This window comes from Clostridium sp., assembly GCF_036660475.1.
In the GTDB taxonomy this organism is placed as follows: Bacteria; Bacillota; Clostridia; order Clostridiales; family Clostridiaceae; genus Clostridium_J.
Window position 1 is genome coordinate 1 of record NZ_JAVXAO010000005.1, and the last position, 23,762, is coordinate 23,762.

The 23,762-nt window shown below is 28.7% G+C and carries 18 protein-coding genes; 1 reads left to right on the top strand and 17 read right to left on the bottom strand.

Annotated features, from left to right (window positions below; genetic code table 11):
* Positions 1–76: 76 nt before the first annotated feature.
* The 14 genes from RSA29_RS08355 to RSA29_RS08420 form a co-directional block, all read right to left on the bottom strand.
* Complete coding sequence (locus RSA29_RS08355) at positions 77–595, bottom strand: DUF1836 domain-containing protein (protein ID WP_346943270.1); 519 nt, start codon at positions 593–595, stop codon at positions 77–79.
* Positions 596–611: 16 nt separating this feature from the next.
* Positions 612–1,463 carry a DegV family protein gene (locus tag RSA29_RS08360; RefSeq protein ID WP_346943269.1) on the bottom strand — a complete coding sequence of 284 codons (852 nt, stop codon included), beginning with the start codon at positions 1,461–1,463 and terminating at the stop codon, positions 612–614.
* 221 nt (positions 1,464–1,684) lie between these two features.
* On the bottom strand, positions 1,685–2,290 hold the full coding sequence (locus tag RSA29_RS08365; RefSeq protein WP_346943268.1) for a DUF445 family protein: 606 nt from the start codon (positions 2,288–2,290) through the stop codon (positions 1,685–1,687).
* Between the two features lie 161 nt (positions 2,291–2,451).
* Complete coding sequence (locus tag RSA29_RS08370) at positions 2,452–3,699, bottom strand: HAMP domain-containing sensor histidine kinase (protein ID WP_346943267.1); 1,248 nt, start codon at positions 3,697–3,699, stop codon at positions 2,452–2,454.
* Positions 3,699–4,403 (bottom strand): response regulator transcription factor, encoded by a 705-nt coding sequence (locus RSA29_RS08375; protein ID WP_346943266.1) that lies wholly within the window; start codon positions 4,401–4,403, stop codon positions 3,699–3,701. Before RSA29_RS08375 ends, RSA29_RS08370 begins: the two co-directional genes overlap by 1 nt.
* 67 nt (positions 4,404–4,470) lie before the next feature.
* Positions 4,471–7,059, bottom strand: a complete 2,589-nt coding sequence (locus tag RSA29_RS08380; protein ID WP_346943265.1) for an FtsX-like permease family protein — start codon at positions 7,057–7,059, stop codon at positions 4,471–4,473.
* A 2-nt stretch (positions 7,060–7,061) separates the two neighbouring features.
* Positions 7,062–7,739 (bottom strand): ABC transporter ATP-binding protein, encoded by a 678-nt coding sequence (locus RSA29_RS08385; protein WP_346943264.1) that lies wholly within the window; start codon positions 7,737–7,739, stop codon positions 7,062–7,064.
* A 413-nt stretch (positions 7,740–8,152) separates the two neighbouring features.
* Positions 8,153–8,986 carry a DUF4300 family protein gene (locus RSA29_RS08390; RefSeq protein WP_346943263.1) on the bottom strand — a complete coding sequence of 278 codons (834 nt, stop codon included), beginning with the start codon at positions 8,984–8,986 and terminating at the stop codon, positions 8,153–8,155.
* Positions 8,987–9,205: 219 nt separating this feature from the next.
* Positions 9,206–10,897 (bottom strand): ABC transporter permease subunit, encoded by a 1,692-nt coding sequence (locus RSA29_RS08395; protein ID WP_346943262.1) that lies wholly within the window; start codon positions 10,895–10,897, stop codon positions 9,206–9,208.
* A gap of 16 nt (positions 10,898–10,913) precedes the next feature.
* Positions 10,914–11,846: an ABC transporter ATP-binding protein gene (locus tag RSA29_RS08400; protein ID WP_346943261.1), complete on the bottom strand. Its 933-nt coding sequence runs from the start codon at positions 11,844–11,846 to the stop codon at positions 10,914–10,916.
* Between the two features lie 467 nt (positions 11,847–12,313).
* On the bottom strand, positions 12,314–14,311 hold the full coding sequence (locus RSA29_RS08405; RefSeq protein ID WP_346943260.1) for an ABC transporter permease: 1,998 nt from the start codon (positions 14,309–14,311) through the stop codon (positions 12,314–12,316).
* On the bottom strand, positions 14,301–15,068 hold the full coding sequence (locus RSA29_RS08410; RefSeq protein ID WP_346943259.1) for an ABC transporter ATP-binding protein: 768 nt from the start codon (positions 15,066–15,068) through the stop codon (positions 14,301–14,303). Before RSA29_RS08410 ends, RSA29_RS08405 begins: the two co-directional genes overlap by 11 nt.
* A 305-nt stretch (positions 15,069–15,373) precedes the next feature.
* Entirely contained in the window at positions 15,374–16,228 is an 855-nt protein-coding gene (locus RSA29_RS08415; RefSeq protein ID WP_346943258.1) for an MBL fold metallo-hydrolase, read from the bottom strand.
* A gap of 214 nt (positions 16,229–16,442) precedes the next feature.
* Positions 16,443–17,204 (bottom strand): SDR family NAD(P)-dependent oxidoreductase, encoded by a 762-nt coding sequence (locus tag RSA29_RS08420; RefSeq protein WP_346933686.1) that lies wholly within the window; start codon positions 17,202–17,204, stop codon positions 16,443–16,445.
* A 447-nt stretch (positions 17,205–17,651) separates the two neighbouring features.
* On the opposite strand from RSA29_RS08420, the gene RSA29_RS08425 reads away from it, so the two are divergent.
* A complete protein-coding gene (locus tag RSA29_RS08425) occupies positions 17,652–18,572 on the top strand; it encodes a DUF5692 family protein (protein ID WP_346933685.1) in 921 nt (306 codons plus the stop codon).
* Between the two features lie 223 nt (positions 18,573–18,795).
* Here the strand turns inward: RSA29_RS08425 and RSA29_RS08430 are convergent, their stop codons facing one another.
* From RSA29_RS08430 to RSA29_RS08440, 3 genes are read right to left on the bottom strand one after another with little or no spacing between them, the layout of a single operon-like run.
* On the bottom strand, positions 18,796–19,473 hold the full coding sequence (locus tag RSA29_RS08430) for a hypothetical protein (protein WP_346933684.1): 678 nt from the start codon (positions 19,471–19,473) through the stop codon (positions 18,796–18,798).
* An 11-nt stretch (positions 19,474–19,484) separates the two neighbouring features.
* Positions 19,485–19,973 carry a hypothetical protein gene (locus RSA29_RS08435; protein WP_346943257.1) on the bottom strand — a complete coding sequence of 163 codons (489 nt, stop codon included), beginning with the start codon at positions 19,971–19,973 and terminating at the stop codon, positions 19,485–19,487.
* A gap of 14 nt (positions 19,974–19,987) precedes the next feature.
* On the bottom strand, positions 19,988–23,704 hold the full coding sequence (locus RSA29_RS08440) for an AAA family ATPase (protein WP_346943256.1): 3,717 nt from the start codon (positions 23,702–23,704) through the stop codon (positions 19,988–19,990).
* Between the last annotated feature and the right edge of the window lie 58 nt (positions 23,705–23,762).

Sequence of the window (23,762 nt, forward strand, 5' to 3'; positions counted from 1 at the left end):
TAAGTGTTGCTTAACCCCTTTTTTTATTGTGTCCTTGACAAGGGGTCCATTTTACAACTACTTTTCATCTAATTTTCTACCTACTCATAAGGTATTTTTGTATAAATATCTTATGAGAGAATGATATAACCGATGACCTAACTAACTCTGTTTCAGCTGTCATTTTCATAGCTGAACTAGGCTCCGTAAAATCACGGGTTGTAAAAACAGATTTTAACGATTTCTCTAGCTCTACACAAAAGAAATCATAGGCTTGTTCAATATCACATGTAGCTATTTGAATTTTAATAAGTTCACAGATTTCTGTCAATGTATAAACCTGCTTTAAAGTACAAACTATAATTAAATATGCTAAATGTTTCTCACTATATTTTTTATCTTTAGGAGGAGACACAACCCTTTGTTTAACATAATTATTAAGCATTGTAGGTGTCAATAGCTTCTCTTTTGAGTTTAGATTTATAACCTGCAATGCATTCTCAATATATATAATAACTTGATCTTTATATAGTGAAACACTTGGCAATTCATTAAATCTTGGACAATGAAATGCTAGAATTTCATTGACACTATCTCTACTTATATTTTTCTTCATGCTCACTCCCACCTATTTATATTAATATACCATGTTTTTTTATAGTTTGAATAGCAATACATCCCGGTCCGCCTTGAGTTGTAAATACTGGTCCTAACTTTTTAATTTCTACAACTGCGTCTTTAATACTATTTATCATAATATTTTTAGCTGTGTTTGCCAAATCTTCTCTACACGCATGGGAAACATATATCCTATAATTATCATCTACTCCATCTGCAATAAGCGCTTCGCATATTTTTTCAATTGCCTTTGTAAAAGTTCTTTTAGTTGTAAATTTAACTAATCTTGTGCAATCATCTGAAAGCGTCATAACAGGAACTAATTTTACTATACTTCCTATCCGACCAACTAAAGGTGATAATCTTCCACCTCTAACTAAGTATTCAAAATCATTTGGGATAAGATAAGATTTAGCTGTTTCTATTAACACATTAATTTCCTTTAATATTTCATCCTTTGTTCTGCCCATTTCTGCAAGCTTTACAGCCATATCTACAATATATCTCTGAGGCCCACAGAGAGTTTTTGAATTTACTACATGAATTTTTTCTGGATTTTCACACATCCCTCTTGCCACACAAGCTGAGTTATATGTGCCTGAAAGCCCATCTGTCATTGAAATATTAATTATTTCATCATCAGGATACTTGTTATATATCTCTATTACATCACCAATTGATGGCTGAGATGATATTGGTATATTCCCTTGATTTATTATATCTATAAACTCTTCTGTGTCAATTTCTTCATATTCCTTATATGTAATATTATTTATTGTAACTGAAAGTGGTGCAATATCAATATTATTAGCCTTTGCACCTGCAATTGAATAAAGTGATGACGAGTCTGATACAATTCTAACCATAATTCTTGTCCCCCATTATTGTTTTGTTTGTAAATCTAATACATGTAGTTTTATAAACTATATTATTTAGATTATCACACAAGATATCTATTGTCAATTATTATATGTTTAGCCTAATAATTATTTTTAACCCACAAAAAATAGCTAGCAAATTTCTTTACTAGCCACTATTCTACTCACATCTATTCTAAGTGTATTCCATAATATTTACATATTATATATTATTTAATCATCATAACTACTATACCTTGAACTACTCCAATTATTGCACCTAGAACAAAACCTAAAATTTCAATGTGCTTTAATTCTTTTTTTGCTACACTTATAATTATTCTTTCTAGTTCTTGTAGGTCCAATTCATTAATTTTCTCTTCAACCATTTTTTGAATATCTACTTTTTCTTTAATGTGCTCAATAGCTTCATTCCCTATTTCATTTAAAGCTCCATCTACTTCTTGGTCTATCATATTATTGATAGGACCTTGTACCATCATTCTAAAGGGTGAAGGTACAAAATCCATCTTATTTTCCACTAAAGCTCTTATTTTATTTTTAACTAATTGGCTAAATATGAGCTTATCGTCTTCAGTGATTGCATTGTTAATTATATCATCAATTGATAATAATTCTTTTGCTACTACCTCACCAATATTTTTTGCTATCTCCGCTTTTCGCTTTGGAATCAATCCCACTATTTCAAAATTTATTATTGGAATTCTAATTGGGTTTATTGGCCTAAACATAAGCTTTATAGCTAATATATTTGTTACCCATCCAATTACTCCACCTACTAATCCTAATATAGATACTATAACTAAATTATTCATAACTTCCTCCTATGTTCTATATTCTTTCAATCTACTATTCTACACTATTTCTTTAATAAATAAAATACCACTTGAAAGTAAAACACTCCTTTATAGAAACAGTTTTCTTCTTTCACTGTCTACTATAAATGGAGCATCTCAATCTACTTTACTAGTATATTTTAAACTACAGTCTTCAAAAATGTAATATAAAAGGTACTTCCCACTCCAACCTGACTATCTACTCTTATATCACCATTATGAGCTTTAATTATAGATTTACTTAAACATAATCCAATACCTATACTTGCAGGATTTATAGAGTTTTCTCCCTTATGGAATCTATTGAAAATCTTCTTTAGTTCATTTTTTCCTATACCCTCTCCATTGTCTTTAACTCCTATAGTTATAGATATCGGCGTTTCTTCTACGCTTATTTCTATTTTCCCATTATCCCCTGTATGTTCTATTGCATTTTTTATAATATTACTTAGAGCCTCGGCTATCCATTTTCTATCATGATAATAGAGAACTTCCTTTGTACTCATTAAAGTTAGCCTTTGATTTTTTTCTTCTGCCTTAATCTTTAACGGATTAATACTTTCTTCTATCGTATTTGTTAGAGAAAAATATTCTTTATGATATTCCACCACATTACTTTCTAATCTCGCATATTTAAGAAGTGTTTTCACAAGCCAATCCATTCTTTCTAACTGTTCCTTGGATAAATTTATAAAATTATCCACATCCTCACTATCCATCTCTCTGTGATCATTTAAAATCTCATTATACATTGATAATGCCATTAAAGGAGTTTTAAGCTGATGAGAGATATCATTTATAATATTTTTAAGATTTATTTTTTCATCCTTAAGTAATTGAATACTATTCTCTATTCTATCCTCCATACCATTAAACTTATCTATAAATTTATCCAAACTCCCCTTATATCTATAGCTTTTATCTAGTGTAAACTTGTTATCTACTATATTTTCTGCTCTTTTAGTTAATAATACTATCTCTTTATATACTGGATTAATTAAATATAATATGCCCACTAAAATAATAACTAGTCCACCCAACACTATAAATACTACTGACACATTAAATGAACCCACTAAATCTTCAAATAATGGGTTGAAATTAAGTTTTAGGCTATCCTCATAGGAATATTTATTCATAACTTCTTTACCCAAATCATAGTTTCCAGTTGTCTTCCCCGTAATTATCGGAATAATTTCTTCTCCAAGCTCCTTATTTGAATCATAAATGCTTCCTACTATTGATATATTTTGTTTTACATATCTATCATTAACTTCTAAAAACATTCTTGCATTAATCCTATAAAATATAAACCCTTGGATAATAAATATTATCAAGATAAATATTCCTATTTTCACTCTTTCATCCTTATCTAATAATATTGTCATTATTTTTTCACCACCTTAGGTGTCCACTTATAACCTACACCTCTTACTGTGGCTATTAATTTTGGGTTTTTACTATCAGTCTCTATTTTTTCTCTTAACCTTTTCACATAAACACTTAATGCATTTGCATCTATAAAATTGCCATCTATATCCCATAATTTTTCTAAAATTGCATTTCTAGTTAATACATTTGGAGCATTTTCCATAAGTAAATTTAAAAGCTTAAATTCATTTAAAGTAAGAGATATCTCCTCATTGTTTTTTCTTACTAGATGAGCTTTTTTATCTATTTCTATATCTTCACTTTCTAATAACTCCTGCTCTTCATTTTTAGATTTCACTCCCCCCTTTCTTCTTAATACTGAATTTATTCTCGATACTAGTTCTCTAATTTTAACTGGCTTTGTTACATAATCATCTGCACCTAAATCTAAGCCTAAAACTATATTTGACTCCTCGTCACATGCCGTCATAAATATAATTGGAACATCATTTCCACTTTCCCTTATTTCCGTGCATAGCTCATAGCCATCTCCATCTGGTAGCATTAAATCTAATAAAATTAAATCTATATCATCATTAATCATAGTTCTTGCAGTTTTTAAGTTCATTGTATGATTAACATTAAAGCCTTCTTTTTTCAAACTATATATAACCGCTAAAGCAACCGCTCTATCATCTTCTACTAACAATATGTTCTTCATTTTCTTTCACCCCTTACTAATATCTAAAATGCTAATTATTTAGATATACTGTACTCCGCTTTTAACTTTATTCTTCTTCCCTAATTAATTCTATTGTATTTAACTTGTTAAGTCTATTTAATGGTAATGCACTTGTTACTAAATTTATAAGAAGAAGTAGAAAACTTCCCACAAATATTATCCAAACTGGCGGATTACTGTTCTCTATATTACCCATATAGGCATATGAAATATATATTATCTTTAAAATAACATAAGATATTCCCCCTCCCATTATGGAAGATATAAACCATTGAACTATTCCCTCTAGCATTATCATCTTTTTTAAATCCCTACTATTCATACCAATAGATAACATTGTTCCAATTTCTTTTTTCCTTAAAGTAATATTAATATTCTTATTATTTATTATATTTATTACTCCAATAGCCATAGATAAAAATAATATAGTATAAATAATTATAGCTATGCCAACTATCTGGTTTTTTAATTCTAATGTTTCTATTTCATTATCAATATAGGATCCCCCAATTTCATTTATATAAGCTTTTATATCGTCTATACTATTGTTCCTTTTTTCTTGACTTAAAAAATTAAATTCTAAGGAAATTGTACTACTATAATCTAACCTATCATTTATAATCTTCTTGTTCTTTTCATAAAACTCACGTGAGGCTATTAGCATAACCCCGATATCTATATCATTATTTCTCCAATCATATGTATTTTTAACATCTATAGTTCCAACAACCTTAGCCTGTATCTCTTTAATACTGCTGGTATCATTTAGAACTTCACCTAAGTCCATTGAATTTATATTATATTCATTATCTAAATACAAGTAAAACTTATCATTAGGCTGCAACTTTGACACTTTTTCACTTTCTATTCTCAATAATTTACTATTTACATTCTTATTAACTAATAAAACACCATTATCATTAAAATCCTCCAACCTTACATCTTCACCTTGAATATATGGTAATATTTCTTTTAATGCTTCATCACTGTAGATTGATAATTTACTATACTTTAGATATGAATATTCCTCCATATCTTTATTGAATATTTTTTCATCTTTTATAATATTTCTTGATCTAAATCCTTTAAGTATCGGATTTAGATTTATACCAATTTCGGTAATTACGTCTTTAGCCGACTCTGTACTATCTATAAAATTTCTAATATCCTCTAACCTCTTAATACCAACTTCTATTTTGTTTGTACTATCTAAATTGGAGTATTCACTACTTAAATCTGAAATATAAAGACTAATTTTAAAGTCTTTTGTTTTTTCTAATTCTTTATTAAATCCCTTCAATGCGCCTGTGCAATATCCTGTAAATGATACAAATATAATTAAAAGCATGCTTAATGTAATTATACTAATAATGAAACTTTTGTTATTACCTCTAATATTTTTATAAGCTAATTCTCCTTTATATCCAAAAAGTTTTCTAATTAATTTACTTTTTCTTTTCTTCAATCCCTTTGTTCTAATTCCACCGATTTTAACACCTTTAATCGGTGATATATTACCTGATTTAATTATAGGTAATATAGATGATATTAATATGGTAACAATGGTTAATAATATTGTAGCTATTACTACTTGCCAATAAATCTTATAACCTATACCATATATATTAAGTTTTATTACTTTCCCAAATACAATACTAGTTATAGTCCAGCCCACTAAATGTCCAATTATTAATCCAGGTATGATAGATAACGCTCCAAGTATAAAACTTTCTTTTATTAACAAGTATCTAATTTTATCTACCGTTGCCCCCATGCATCTTAGTACTGAAAAATACTGTATTCTCTCCTTCATAGAAACATTTATTGAACCATAAGTTAATATAGATGTTAATAGTAAAATAAATATATTAATTAATACTAATCCTAACTTTTCACTAGATAAATTCCTAAACTGCTCTATTCCATAACTCTCATATTCTTTAATTAACATTTCATTAAATTCAATTCTATTTTGGACTTTTGAATTACTTATACCTAAAGTGTCCACAATACCTAATATTGTTTCTCTTATATTTAGGTTATCTTTAATATTAATAACTGCATTTATATCGCTATATTTCTCATCCTTATTATACTTAGTTATTCCAGTAAATTTCATTGAGTTATATTCTTCACCCTTATAAAACCCAACAATTTTATAGGTTCTATTACCTATATTAATCTCATCATTAACCTCTTTATTTAGTTCTCCTCTTGCTTTGATTGTTAATGCTATTTCTTCTTCTTCACGGGGTAATCTACCTTGAACTAATTTTATCCTTTCATTAAATATATTTTCAAAAGAAGTGTTGTCTAAAGCATAAATTAATAGCTGTTTTTTAATATTACCCACCATTATTTCATTAGAAACTACCTCTGCTATCAATCCACAATTTGAAATTTTAACATTCCCTTCAATAACCTTAATTTCAGTATCAGTTACACCTTTAATTATAGCCCCATAATTCCCTCTATAATATTTAGCCTCAGCTATATTAACATCCCTCATGAAATAATTTATATATCCAACAGTTGTAAAAAGTATAATACCAAGAATAATTCCAATTACAGTATAAGTGTTTCTTCTCTTGTTAACCTTAAATTGTTTATTTACTAAGTCACTATATTTTTTCATCCTTAATCCACCTCATCTAAAGCTATCTCCCCATCTTTAATATGAATGACTCTATCAGCCATCTTTGCAACCTTCTCATCATGTGTTATTAGCACTAAGGTTTGATTATACTTTTTTGCTGAAAATTTTAGCAGTTCCATAATATCTCTTGATGTTTTAGAATCTAAATTCCCTGTGGGTTCATCTGCCAAAATAATTGAAGGTTTATTTGCTAAAGCTCTTCCAATAGCTACTCTTTGCTGCTGTCCACCAGAAAGTTCTGAGGGAAGATGATCTCTTCTATTTTCTAAAGATAAAAGCTTTATTAATTCATTTTTATAATCCTCATCCATAACTCCATCATCTAAAAGTACTGGCATCTCAATATTTTCTTCCACCGTTAAAACCGGAATAAGATTATAAAATTGAAATACAAATCCTATTCTTCTAAGTCTCAACACCGAAATTTCTCTTTCTGATAAATTATTTATATCTATTCCATCTATAAATACATGACCATTTGTAGGCTTATCTACACCACCGATTATATGTAAGAGCGTTGACTTCCCTGATCCTGAAGCTCCAACTATAGATATAAACTCTCCCTTTTTTATACTAATGTTTATATTCTTTAACACCTCTGTCTTATTATCACCTTTGCCATAGTCCTTATAAATACCGCTAACTTCTATAGTGCTCATAAGTTACCATCTCCTTCATATATTAATTTAATATATACTATTCCCATTATAATATACAAATTGAAAATTACAGTAATATTATTCTACTATTATTATTTAGCAATAACTTTCTATAATTATTCATATATAATCCTTTATTCTACTATATTTTTGATGATTCATATAATTTTAACCCACAGCTATTATTTATATTAAAACTTAATACATTTTAACAACAATTGGCATATAGTAACTTCCCAACGGGTTCGGTTTTGAGGTGCCCAAATGGGTTTCTAACAGAAATTCCTAAGCATTTTAAAATTGAAAATCACCTGTAAATCAACAATAAAAACTCCCAACCAATTTCGTTGGGAGTTTTTTCGTATTATCCAAAATTCTGAACTAATATAATCACGTTTCAAATTCAAAAATTTTTAGAAAGGTTTATCATTTTCCATTAATATTATCGGTAAGAATCTAACGATAAATCTTTGTTTTAAATGATTTTCAAGTTCATCCTTATTTTTAAATATTGATGCTTGGAATGGAAGATTTGGCATTGGTTTTTCTACAAATAATATATCATTTTCTCTTTCTATCATCATTCCAACATGTTGTGCTTTTAAATCTTTATCAATAGGGTCATACGCAAAGCAACTTATAAGTTTACGATTTGAATCCTCAAACTTAACTCCTCTTTTATTCCACTCTTTTTGTACTTCTTTTATATGTCCTCCTGGAGTTCTAAGAAGTTTTGATGGTACAGGCTCAAATAATCCAAAGAAATTTCCTGCATCATCTTGTGTAAACCCTGTATTTTCATAAGTTGTAATTATTCCTTCTTCAAAATGAAATTGCTCTAAGTCTCCGGTGTAAGGCTTTACCTCAATAATGTCCTTCATAAGGTTCCACGCTGACACACGGCAGTTTACATCAAATGGAATTAATGCTTTTCCAAATAAATCAAATGATAACACTTCATCGTAATTAACTATAGTTCCTTTTATATCAGTAAACCCATCTTTAAATGAATGGAAATCTCCAAGTACTTTATTGGTATCTTCTACTTGTTTTTTAAATATATCTACATTTTCTTTCGGTACTCCTGAATCTAACAGTTCTTTAGAAACATAGTCCAAAGTTTTTTCATCTGACATATTCGAGTATGTTAGTGAAGTCATTTTAAACTTTAAAAACCATAATCCAAATATGATAGCTAATACTAATAGTATAGCTCCTAATACTTTTAATACTTTTTTCATTTTCATAATGTGACTCCTTTCAATTTATCCTATTATTCTTTAATACTACAATTTTATTAATAAGTGCAATTCCATTTTGAATTTATACGTAAAGTCAATGGAGAATAGACCAAAGACAAGTTATATAAATGACTTTGGTCTATGTGAATATGTGTGTGATTTTAAGTTTTACCCCCTAATCCTAAACACATTATCACACTACTTGCTACTTATATTCAATACCTCTTAATTTTTTACGTCTTTTTTAATAAATGTTACAAAGGTAATTACAAGTAATACTAAAGATACTATTAATAGCTGTAGAATTCCCATTGCTGGATTTAATCCTACTCCAAACTGTTCCTGTATTGATTGTAATACAAATGGTGCAAATTTAAACATTGAGTTATTCATATAAGGTATTAATGAGTTAACTACCCATACTTGTTTAAGATTAATTACTAATACCATTGTTATTGGAAGTGCCCCTAAGTATAATAACATACTTACAGCAACTGCTAATGCTGTATTCCTAGCTAGTGTTGATATAGTAAATACTACTGATGTTATAAATACTAAACTTGCTATTGATATAGATAGTTGTGGAATCATGTATCTTATATAACTAACCTCTGTGATAGTTCCTGCTACTGTTTGTATTATTGGTGTTCCTAGTGTTTCAAACCCAAACACTGCTCCACTTGATATTACAAGCAATGCGATACTTACCACTACTACTCCCATACCTATCAATAATACAGCTAATAATTTTGATAATAATACTTTCCACCTAGCTACTGGTCTAATTAGTAGTAATCTTATAGTTCCATTTGAGAATTCTGTGGATACTATACCACCAGCTATTATTATTATTATTAAAACTGCTAATATAACAAACACTTCATAGGTACTATCAACTACACTTCTTGCATCTTTTACTGCATTTAAATCTGGTATATCTTTTTCTAGTCCATACCATAATTCCTTAATTCTTTCAACTCTTCCTTCATTTATAGCCTTATAGTTTGCAACATACTCATCATATGACATTGAGATACCATATCTAGGTGCATTTGAATTAAACTCCTTTTCAGTCATCATTGTTGTTCTGTATTCACCTAATATCTCCTCTATAGTGATGATAGATTTATTTTTCCAATTATTTTTATTGTAATCTATTTTATTGTCATATCTAAATTTTAATATTGCAATATCCTGCTCTAATTGTGGTATCCTCCAATTATCTTCTTCCATTAGTTTTTTTGCTTCTTCTAATGCAGCTTTTCCATCTTCGTCCTGCTGGTTTTTCGCCACTAATTTTTCATATTCTACAATTGTTTTTTTATATTCTTCAATAAGTCCTTCTTTTATTTTTATCTGATTAGAAATACTCTTCATATAATCATTATTAACAATAATATTTTTTATTTCATCTCGCTTTGCTATTAGATTAGCTTGAACTTCCTTTTGCTTAGCCATTGTCATTTCATAATAAGCAGCAACTCTATTTAGATCAACACCAAATAAATTTTCTAATAACACTTCTGACTTTGCGCCCCTAATAATTTGTTCTATTGCCTCTAATTCAAGTAACACTGAACGATATTGTGCAGCTTCAACCGATCTCCAATCCTCATAGCCACCTATTTTATAATCTACGCTTAATTGAAAACCCTCCCTTTCAGCTTCTGCAAGATCTTTAGCTACTGCTGCTCCTGGAGTTTTATCAGCCTTTAATTCATCTATTCTAGATTCAGCCTGTTCTAATTGATACTTATTAGATTGCTCATAGCTTCTCTCTGTACTTGTATTCTCTATTTTGCTAAGTACAATTGGTAAAATAATTGCTGCTATTAATATTAATGGTATTATTACTTTTATACTTGTTTTTTTAAATTGTTTAAAAAGTTCATTACACGTTAAGCTAAATATCTTCATATATACGTCCCCTTTACTATCTAATTTGATCCTTTGATCCCTTAGTTATTTCCATAAATTCATCTTCTAATGTTTTTGTTAATAGCTCTGTACCAAATACATCTATATCATTTTTTATTAATATCTTGTTAATCTTAGCCAATTCTTCCTTTTCACATGATATTTTTATTCCATCCTCATTAAGAACTGGACTAACTGTAGCTAAGTTATCTTTTATTATTTTAACCGCTCTTTCTTTATCATTAACATCTATTAAATATGTTTTAATAGCCTTAGATTCATTTTTTCTGATATCACCTATAGTTTTTATATCAATCATTTTCCCACCGTCTATTATTCCAAACCTATCACACATAAGTTCCATCTCGCTTAAAAGATGGCTTGAAACCAATACAGATAGTCCCTCCCTCTGTGCAAGTTCTCTTAGCATTTGACGTAATTCTTTAATTCCCATTGGGTCAAGTCCATTAGTAGGCTCATCTAGTATTAATAATTTTGGCTTATGAAGCAAAGCTTGAGCAACTCCAAGTCTTTGTCTCATTCCAAGAGAATACTTACTCACCTTATCATTAATTCTGTTTCCAAGTTTAACTAGGTTTACTACCTCATCAATTCTTTCCTTTGTGATTCCTCCATGCATTTTAGCATAAAGACGAAGATTATCTCTTCCACTTAAGTATCCATACATTTCAGGATTCTCGATAATTCCTCCGACCCCTTGCAATGCTTTTTCAAACTCCTTCTTAACACTCTTACCATCTATATATATTTCACCCTGACTTATGCTATATAGTCCTGTTATCATCTTTATTGTTGTAGTCTTACCTGCTCCATTAGGCCCTAAAAAACCAAATATCTCACCTTCATTTACTACAAAACTTATATCTTCTACTAATTTAGCACTTCCCATTATCTTGCTAACATTTTTCAATTCTAAAACTGCTTTCATTGCCTTCACCTCATTTATTATTTTTCACCTTTTATTGATAATACATATTATATCCACAATTTATTTTTATTATTTTTTACCAATATATTAATCACTAAAATACCATAACTATGCTAATTCCAACTAGAAGTATTCAACTTTCTCAATACTTTTAAATCCTTCGTTTTTTCTTATTATGATTTCCTTACTACATGTCTTAGTATATAGTGTTATACTTACAACTGAATTATAGTAATCTTACAATTTAATAACAAAGGCTTATTACCTATTTGACATATACTTTTCTGTTTATAATCCTGCATTATTCTTACTCCCAATGAAAAAAATCCACGACAAATTCCTGTCGTGGATCTTGTATTGAATACACTATTAACCTTATAAACTTTATTCTTACTTTTCTAAATCAGTATTACTAGTTTAATATAACAATAATCTTCATTTTAATGTCTTAATCTAAAACTAATCTCTTATATGTTACTTTTAACTATATTTTTATATCCTGTATATGTTGCATAAAAATATCCAATATAAATTGTAATGAATATAAATGCCGTTATTATAGATGAACCTCTTATATCTGGTTTATTGAAGGCTGATATAAAGTCATTAGCTACTTCTATTCCAACTATTGAATGTACAAAGGCAAGTATAACTGGAATACTAAAATATACTAATGTTTGGGTGAAAATTGTTTTGTTTATACTCTTTTCATTTGCACCTATTTTTTTTAATGATTTATATCTCTCTATGCTATCACTAGCCTCAGATAACTGTTGAAGTGCAAGTACAGCCATACTAGTTATTAAAAATACTATCCCTAGATACATTCCAACAAATAATATAGTTGTTGTCATTCCTTTACTTTCTTCAAAAATTTGCTCTTTTGTATATCCATTAATAAATCCTGATTCTTCATAATTTACGTTTCCATCTTTAAACCTTTTAAAGATTTCTCTATACGCTTTTTCTGTTGCCTCTCTATCGGCCTCAGAAAATTGCACATTCATTTTAGATGCACTTACCTTTGCACCCTGAAAAAGATTATCATCCATAACCACAGTGAAAATATTATTTTTAGCAACATCACTTTCTAGATTTTCTTCTATTACTTTCTTATTTTTAACAAGGTACTCTTTCCCATTAATTTTCATCTTATCATTACCTTTTAAAAATTCATTTGTTGGAAGTACTATATCCTGAAAATTTGATAAAACTAAAACTTCGTCTTTTTTCAAATTTATCTTTTCTTCATTGTTTAGCTCTTTAATTTTATTGTAATCAGATATTTTTATAAATGTAGCTAGAAATTTACCCGGTTTAACCTTACTATCTTCACCAATTATATCTTGTATTCTAATATCTGAATCATACTCATTATAAACAGCATACCTTTCATTATTATCAAATTTAAAATCTATTTTTCTTAAAGACTCTTCCACACTAGTTACTTCATCGCCCTCATTAACATACATAGTTGCACTAACATCAAATGGTGTAGAATCCTTTAACCCAGCTTCAATTGCATTTTTAAAACTTATACCTGTAGATAGCACGCATATGGTAATAAATAACATCAAACATATTATAGCCATGGATACGAAATTTGTATTTACCTTACTATTAATTTGTTTTACTACAAATATATTTAATCCTTTGAAGTAAACTTTCTTATTCCTTTTTATGATGTATAAAACAAATCCTGTTAAGCTAAAGAAAAACAGAAAAGTTCCAGTTATGCCCAATAATATTGATATTAAAAATCTAATATCCTGTACATCTAATCCTATTTTCAATATAAGGCTATATGCAAATCCAAGAGATACTACACATAATATAAATGCAATTAAATATATTATTGGATTTTTAAACTTAATATCTTCATTTTTTCTTCCAGCTGTTAATAAATCAATTATTTTATATTTTGATATTATAAATGTATTAAATATCATAACAAGTATAAATATTATTCCAAAATATATAATTGTTTTTCCTATAGCCTTTGTTGAAATAACGAATGTATATTCAGCCATTCCAACACTAAATAACTTTGAAACAAATGCTGACAATCCCTGAGAGGCGATAATACCTAATATTAACCCGCTAACTAAGGACATCACTCCAACTATTAGAGTTTCCAATATTAATATTCTGGAGATTTTATTTTTCCCCATTCCAAGTGTCATATATATACCTAACTCTTTATTTCTTTTCTTTATTAAAAAATTATTAGCATAAAGAATTAAACATCCTAAAATTACTGATACAAATACAGATACATAAGATATAACATCTGTCAGCATTGTAGCATACTCTTTCCCTGAGGATTTCATATCCAAAAGAGCTTTTTGTGATTCAATTGAATTGAAGCTATAAAATATACAAACTGCTAATGTAAGGGTTAAAAAATATATTGTATAATCTTTAAAGCTTTTCTTTACATTTCCTATCGCTATCTTAGAATACATTGCTATCATCACCTCCAAGGAGTGTTATAACTTCAATTATTCTATTGAAAAATTCTTTTCTTGAATCACTTCCCCTTACTAACTCACTAAATATTTTTCCATCTTTAATAAATAAAATTCTATGAGCATAACTTGCTGTAAATGCATCATGGGTAACCATAAGTATTGTTGCCTTTAAATCTCTATTTAAGCTCTCAAATCTTTCTAGTAATAGTCTAGCTGATTTAGAATCTAAGGCTCCTGTTGGTTCATCTGCTAAAACTAGAGATGGGCTAGTAACTATTGCTCTTGCTGATGCCACTCTTTGTTTTTGTCCACCTGACATTTGATATGGATACTTATTTAAAACCTCCTCAATCTCAAGATATTTTGCTACATCATTTATTTTACCATCTATTTTTGTTACCTTTTCACCTTGTATAGTTAATGATAATGCTATATTTTCATAAGCTGTTAATGTATCTAAAAGGTTGAAGTCCTGAAATATAAACCCTAATTCATTCTGTCTAAATTTATCTAAACTCTTTGATTTTAGCTTTGTAATATCTTTATCATTTATTATTATATTCCCAGTTGTTACATTGTCTATAGTAGAAATACAATTAAGCAATGTAGTTTTACCACTACCTGAAGGTCCCATTATACCAACAAATTCACCCTCAGTAACATTAAAACTTATGCTGTCTATCGCCTTCGTTACATTATCTTTATTCCCATAATATTTTTCTATTTTTTGAACACTTAATATATTTTTCATTTTACCTACTCCTCTTAACATTTATTTTAATCTTCTCTACAACTATGATTCCTCTAACATGAATAATTATATTAATGTTATGAGAATTAATTTTCTGTTGTTCTTTATGACCTTATTATATATGCTTAATAAATTTTGTAGTATTTAATTGAATTACATTAACATTACAATTTTGAAAGATTACTATTAAACATTAAATTAACTTAAAACTATATAGTTCTTTATGTGTTTTTTATTGTTAACTCAAAAGGGGCATCTTTCCATAACGTAATCAGTTATTTTAAGATGCCCCTTTCTATCTATATTTAATTTGTATTTTCACTGCTACATGTAACATTAATATCTACAACCCGACCTGTTGATAAGTATTCTATTTGATTAGATAATTTATTTTTTAGAATATCATAAACCTGTATTCCAGTGCAATGGCATGTATAAAATTTAGATTTCCTTTTTGCTATTTCTGCACATATATCATTTATAAGTTGGCGTTCTTTATATTTTCCAGAATTTGATCTTATTGTATGAAGCCCACTAATGACTACATCTAGTTCACGTCCAATAATCTCTTCCGCTCTTTCTAAAATATTTACTATACCATTATGAGCACATCCACTAATAAGTGTAACCTTCCCATTATTTTTCAAAAGAAGACTTTGCTCATGGTTAAAATCATCACTAACACATTTGTTATCCATTATCATAAGCAATTCTTTATTTGCAGTTGGTATTAACCTATTATTCATCCCACCTGAAAATAAGAGTAATTCATCATCTATCTCCGTTAGATTATCTGTAAGTATAATTCTACTATTATCTTTAAGTTCCTCATCTAACCCTATATTGTATTTAAATACACCTAGTATCTTTATTAAATGCTTATTAAAGGCTTCCCTTTGTATATATATTTTAGCTTTATCATTATTTTCCAACAAATATTTTAATCCACCACCATGATCATAATGTCCATGTGAAATAATCACTATATCTACCTCTGCTATATCAATATTTAATTTCTTAGCATTCTTTAAAAATAAATCTTTATCCCCTAAATCAAATAATATGCTATGTCTATCTGTCTTAACATGAAAACATAATCCATGTTGCTTCTCTAGTTCCTCAGAAATTGTAGTATTCTCCACTATTGTTGTAATTATCATTGCAACCCCACTTTCTATTAATATTGAAATTACTCTCTACCATTAATAGTATATATTTAATGTTCTATTTGATTAAATTCTTAGTTAATTATCACATGAACTCATTTTAAAATCTATATTTCTCATTTGAACTTAAACTAAGAACTTGACCTATAAAACAACGGATCAAGTCCTTTAATATCACTGAAATCAAATTATCTTTACTTTACCTAACTTAAAGTACCATAGCTCCATCAACTGATAAAACTGCACCACTTATATATGATGCCATATCTGATGCTAAAAACAAGAACGCATTTGCTATATCTTGTGGCTTCCCAAGCCTTTTAACTGGAATATTTTCCGCCATTTTACTTATCATATTCTGATCAAGTGCAGCGACCATGTCAGTTGCAATTATTCCTGGAGCTACTGCATTTACTCTTATCCCATCTTTCCCCAACTCTCTTGCCAATGATTTAGTAAATCCATTTATAGCAAATTTAGAAGTTGGGTATCCAATCCCTGATTTTTGTCCATATATGCTCACTATTGAACTAGTGTTTATTATAACCCCTGATTGCTTTTCCCTCATTTTCTCAGCAGCTATTTTAGAACAATTAAATACCGCTTGAACATTTATATCCATAACTTTAGCAAAATGTGCATCATCTTGATTGTATATTGATATACTATCACTTATTCCTGCATTATTTATTAGAACGTCTACTCCGCCCCATTTCTCAACAACGCCATCCATCATAGCTTTTATTTCTGATATTTCTAATAAGTTAGGTGCAAATCCCATAACTGGGTATTCTGCATTTATCTTATTCAATTCTGCTAAAGCTTTATCTACTGACTCTTTTTTAGATCCACACAATACAACATTTGCTCCATTTTCAAGAAATGCCTTTACAGCCTCAAATCCAATTCCTCTAGTTCCTCCCGTTACAATAACTACCTTATGTTCTATACTTTGTCTTAATATATCCATAGCGCTCTTCCTCCACTCATTATAAAATTTTATATTTCTAAGTCAAATTTAATCATACTATTTAGATACAGTATATTATTGCTATTAAGTAATAATAATTACCGTTTTATATCTATAAAAGTAGTATACACCTTTCAGATTATAAATCAAATAACATGCTTGCTCTAAATCTATTTTATCTCACACTTAAATTAAAACTGAGAATATCTTTTATTTTCCCTATTTATTTATAATATACCTAGGTATTATACATTCCTTATTTCTAGTAAATATAATTTTTTTAATTATACCTTATAATAAAAATCTATGACAATACAATTATTTCTTTTTATACATCATTCATTTGTTTTTACATCATACTAACAATTTATTTACATAATTGTTAATATGATGTATTATTAATATAACGAACACTGGTTTTATTGTAAAAAATGAGGAGGTATAATTATGTTTTTATTTGAATCTATTCCTTTATATTCATGGTTAGTATGGATATGCATTTTAGCCGGTCTTATAATTTTCAATGAAATAACTCGATATAACAAGCTAACTGGTATTATCTTCTTTATTGTATTACCTATTTTTCTTACAATTTTTATTTGGCCAAAAACCTCTGGAATAGGAACCGGAGCTCAAACTGCTAACTGGTTTGCCTGGATAAAAGTTTATTCCGCATTAATAGGATGTTATATAGGCCTAAGTTTACGTTTTTCTAAAAAAGTGCAAAGCAAAAAATGGTGTTATGTATTGGCGCCTTCAATTCTTGCAATTAATATAATAGAAGCAGTTATTCGTGAATTTCAAGTTATGGGTATGCATGGTGTAATTGATAGCATGTTCTATATTGGTGGTCCATGGAACGCTATAAATGCAATTGCAGGTATTATTAATATGTTAACTATTTGCGGTTGGTTTGGTATAATTATAAGTAATGACAAACATAGGGATTTAGTATGGCCTGATATGATGTGGTTCTGGATTATAGCTTATGATCTTTGGAACTTTGCCTATGTTTACAACTGCTTAACAGACCGTTCATTTTACAGTATAGCACTACTTTTAGCCTGTACAATCCCTGCATTTTTAATCAAAAAAGGTGCTTGGGCACAACATCGAGTTCATACATTAGCACTTTACATGATGCTTATGTTAACAATTCCAAACTTTTTTGTTAGTAGTAAATATGCAGTAGCTTCAACTCATAGCCCAACTGCTTATTATACTGTAAGTATTATAGCTTTGGTATTTAATATTGGGGTTGCCATTTATCAACTTATAACAATTATTAAATCTAAGAAAAACCCTCTTAAAGATGACTTGTATACAAATCGTGAAGCCTATAAAACTGTTAGGAGTGAAAACATTTAATATATTTTAAAATAACTTTAGATTAAAATATTAATTACTATACATTTAAAAACCCCCTAACATTATCTAAATGAATGTTAAAGGGGTTTTTATCTTCAATTTATAATATTAAATTACCACATAGCTCTGAAACCTTGTCCATATACAGCGTAAATGTAAACATATCATCTAATGATTTTATTGTCCAGATTTTACAACTTATATAATATTTCTATAAATATACCTATTTGCTTATAATTGTATAATTATTCATAGCATTTAATGGTACTGTGTTTAAATATGTGTCCCCTGTTTTATTAAAATGTACAGCATAGGTAATACCATTATTGCTTCCATCTCTTACCCCTTGTACTTGGATAACAGCTTTATCTGGAACACTTACTTTTACTGGCTTATGTCTAATTGAAAAAGGTGCTCCTTGTGATACTCCATCTATAAGTACTTGAACATAGTCATTATCTTCTTTTTCTACAAAGTTCCAGATTGAAATTTCTAAGTTCCCAAATCCATTTGAAATTTCTATAGATGCATCCTTTGCATCTAGTTTTAAAGCTTCTTTACTTAATATATCTCCTATGTTTACATTTTCTATAGCTCCGGCTGTTAAATTATCTTTATATGTCTTATTAGGTGTCCCCTGAAACATAAATAATACAAATATAGCTAAGCAGAGACCACCTATAACTATTCTAAACTTTTTCATAGAAGGATTTATATACTCATCTTTCTTTTCTTCCTCTTTGTCATCATCAGCTTTAAGTTGTTTATATAAACCTTCTTCTGATATATCTATTTTATCTAAATGTATGTTTTTATCTTCCCTTGTATTTTTCACATCATTTACCTTAGTATCACCTAATTTTTCAAAATCAGTCTGCGTATTTTCATTAAACTTTTTCATAATAACCTCCCCTACCTAAACCCTTCATTATAATTTTCCATTTTTTCTGGAGTTTCTAACATAATTTTTGAAAGAGGTTTTTTTCTATAATATATGGATGCAAACATTCTCCATAGTACTAGTGATATTATAAATGATACTATACCCAAAACTTTTCTACTTGGTGTTAACGTTGTATAACTCCAATTTAATATCTCAACTCCTAAACCTATAAATATACTTGACATAATTAAATATTTAAGAGTTTCAAATAAGGATGGAAAAATGCTATATATTCTTCTTAAAGCTCTAAATCTTAAAGAAAGATACATAATCATGGAAATACTTATAAGTAACCCAATATGGTCACCATAAACGGTGTAGCCTGTACTTATTATTTTAAAAGCATCTACTGTAGACATAATAGGCAATAAAACAGACATAAGTATCAATACTGGCATACAAATTAATCCATAAGCTACTGTTATTAAATTTCCTATTATATTAGATATAAATTTCATATTATCACCTCTTTCTATAAATTAACCTTAGATACATCACATGCTTCAATTAAAATAAGATGCTCTTTAGTTATATTATCAATTTTTTCAAGCCTTACTGCTTGATTCCTGATAGCTTTCTCGAATATATTTCTCACATATCTTCCATTTCCAAAATCAGAAACTTTATAAGCTGTTTTAAATATATCCTGTAACTTCAATCTAGCCTCTTTAGTTATAATATAGCCTTTGCTCTTAAATAAATTTTCTGCAATAGTTAATAGATCTTCAACTGAATAATCTTTAAATTCTATAATATTTGCGAATCTAGACTTTAAACCTGGATTAGTATCTAAAAACATATCCATATCATTGCTATATCCAGCCAGTATAACTAGTAAATTATCTCGATTATCATCCATCATCTTTACTAATGTGTCTATAGCTTCTTTTCCAAATCCACTGCCACTTCCAGCATCCTGAGCTAGAGCATAAGCCTCATCAATAAATAATATCCCTCCAAGTGATGACTCTATTTTTTCTTTAGTTTTTATAGCCGTTTGACCTACATATCCAGCAACTAATCCACTTCTATCAGTTTCAACAAAAGCTTTACTACTAAGTACTCCTATACTATATAAGACTTCTCCAACTATTCTTGCCATTGTAGTCTTGCCTGTCCCTGGATTCCCTTTAAATATAATATGAAGAGTTTGAGATTCATCCACTTGTAACCCTAGTGTTTTTCTCTGCTCTCTTATTTTAAGTTGTGCTTGAAGACTTCTTATAAAATCTTTAACTTCATTAAGTCCCACAACTTCATTTAACTTCTCATCTAAGTTGAATATTTCTTTTGATTTAACACAGATTCCAAAATCTTCTTCTGTTAATAATACAGCTGAATTTTCATCAATTATATCTAAGTCTGCAATTCTTGATGATTGCTCTCTTATTGCCTTTTCTACTATATTTCTTACCATTCTTCCATTTCCAAATTGAGATCCACTCTTTTGCTTTTCTTTTTTTATTACATCTTCAAGCTCATCTTCTGAGTTTCCTGCTAAGATAAAACCTTTACTCTTTATCATTAACTTTCCAATCTCCACTAACTCAGCTATATCATAGTCTTTAAAATTTACACTTAAAGGAAACCTAGATTTTAATCCTGAGTTTGTATTTAAAAAGTCTTTCATTTCTTTATCGTAACCTGCAAGTATTACTACTATATCTTCTCTAAAATCTTCTACAAGTTTAACTAAAGTATCCACTGCTTCTTTCCCTAAAGGGTCATTTTCAGAAGACATTAATGCATAAGCTTCATCTATAAATAATACTCCGCCTAAGGCTGATTTAAATACCTCTGTTGTTTTTTTAGTAGTTTCACCTGCATATTGTCCTACAAGACCACTTCTATCAGTCTCTACAACTTTACCTGATTTCAGCATTCCCATATTCTTCATAAGATTACTTATAAGTCTTGCAACTGTAGTCTTACCAGTTCCTGGGTTGCCTATAAATATCATATTAAGCGACTGAGATGATTCTATGCTTACACCAACTTGCTTTCTCTTCTCTTTTGCTATTAGTTGCTTTTCTAAATCCCTTACAAATTCTTTTACATTCTCTAGTCCAACCACCCTACTTAGTTCTTCCTGAATATTAAAAATTTCTTTCTTATCTAGTCCAAAGTCACCTATTGTAAGTTTATTTATTTCATCTTCATTTATATCTTTTTCACTTAATTTAGCTAATCTGTTTGATTGATTTGCAATAGCTTGCTCTATTATATTTCTTGCTAGTCTACCGTTACCACTATCATTTTTACCTTTTATTTGCTTACCATCAAATAGTTCTAGTAAATTATCATCTAAGTTTTCATCTAGTGCATATCCATTTGCTTTTGCTATTACCTTAGATATTTCAAGTAATTCACTAGATGTATAATCTTCAAATTCAACATTGTAATTAAATCTAGACTTAAGCCCACTATTTATATTTAGAAAACCTTCCATTTCCTTAGTGTACCCTGCTAATATAACTACCAAGTTATCTCTATTATCCTCTACTGCTTTTACAATGGTATCGACTGCTTCTATCCCAAAAATATCGTTTTCATCTCTAGCTATAGCATAAGCCTCATCTATAAATAAGATACCTCCCATTGCAGAGTTTACTTTACTCATAGTCTTTTGTGCCGTTTCTCCAACGTACTGACCTACTAAATCATTCCTTGAAACCTCAACTAAGTGACCACTAGATAAATACCCAAGTGTTTTTAAATATTTAGCCATTATTCTAGCCATAGTAGTCTTACCTGTACCTGGATTTCCTGTAAATATCATGTGCAATGATAACTTAGCTTCCTTAGTCCCATAATTTTTTCTTATATTCTGAACTTTTATATTATCTTCTAATTTCTTTATAAACTGCTTAACACTACTTAGTCCTATCATATTATCAAGCTCTTTGTTTAACTCATCTAAATTATCTGATTCATCAAATTTTACTACAGAATGTAATTCTATAGTCTCTAGTTGATTAACTATCACTAAAGCATCATTTTCTTGTTTTAATTCATATTCATAATCACTATTTATTTTTCCTATTAATTCTAATTCAACTAAAGGAGCATATATATTTTTTTCTACACATTCACCTAGCCCCTGTGCGCCTATACTCTTGTTAAAATTTTTAAGTGTATAATCTAATGCTACATTATTAAAGTTTATAGACACATGTAAATTGTCATTTATCTTTGTTTTATAGTCATTTAATATGAACTTACAAATTAGAGATAGACTCGCTATATCAAGTTCTACAGTACCTATAATGTCATGTACTTTTTTCATGAAATTATTTGAGAATGTATTTCTAATGCTCTCTTCATTTTTTTCAGTTATAAAAATCAAATACTTTCCATTTGCTAGTATTTCATCAGTAATATTTAAAGTAAGGTTCCCTTTACCTGTAACATCTACCATCTTACCTAGCTGATCCGTATACCTTCTATTTAGTTTAAGTTTCTCATCTATTACAAGTTTACTAAGTAAATCTATTGCACTCTGATGGCACTTTTCGAAATTATCAAATACAACCACCTTTTCGCTCCCATAAAGCGCATTGTAAATATCTGTCAAAAACAAATTGTCTGCATCTTTTTCAAGATTGTACTTTGAAAGATCTATTGAGCATACTCCATTTCCCTTTATTACTTTTTGTTCTTTTAGAAACTTAGTTATTGCTTTTACTGATAAGTGTCTACCCGATCCCTTAGGCCCTGTTATAAATATAGTGTTACTTACATCATCTTTCTTTCCATATACAAATGGTCTTTTAAACGCAATTGTTAGTTTAGATAGGTATTCCTTTTGACCAAGCACGTAATCTGAAAGCTTGTTTTCTACTATGTTAAAAGCATCATCCAATTCTTGCTTATTTATGTTGCTATTTAATTTTGAATTGTTGCTAACTTCTGATTTACTACCTGTATTATTTTTGGATTGGCTTGATACATTTTGAACTGATTGTATCGTTGAATCCATTGTATTTGAAATGTTAGAAGCAACTTTTTTACCAACCTGACTCTTAGCATTTGTAATAGCACTACTTAATCCTTTTTTATTCTTTTTAAAATGCTCTTTATTTATTATTCCATTTTCTTTTATATGATCTATCACTTGAATTTCTGGAAGTAAAATTCTTACTAACTTAGACATATTCAATGATTCGCCTTTTATTTTAGATTTTCCCACGTAACTTCCCCCTATTTAATTTGTTTAAATTTATATGTATATCTATTTTATCACAAAA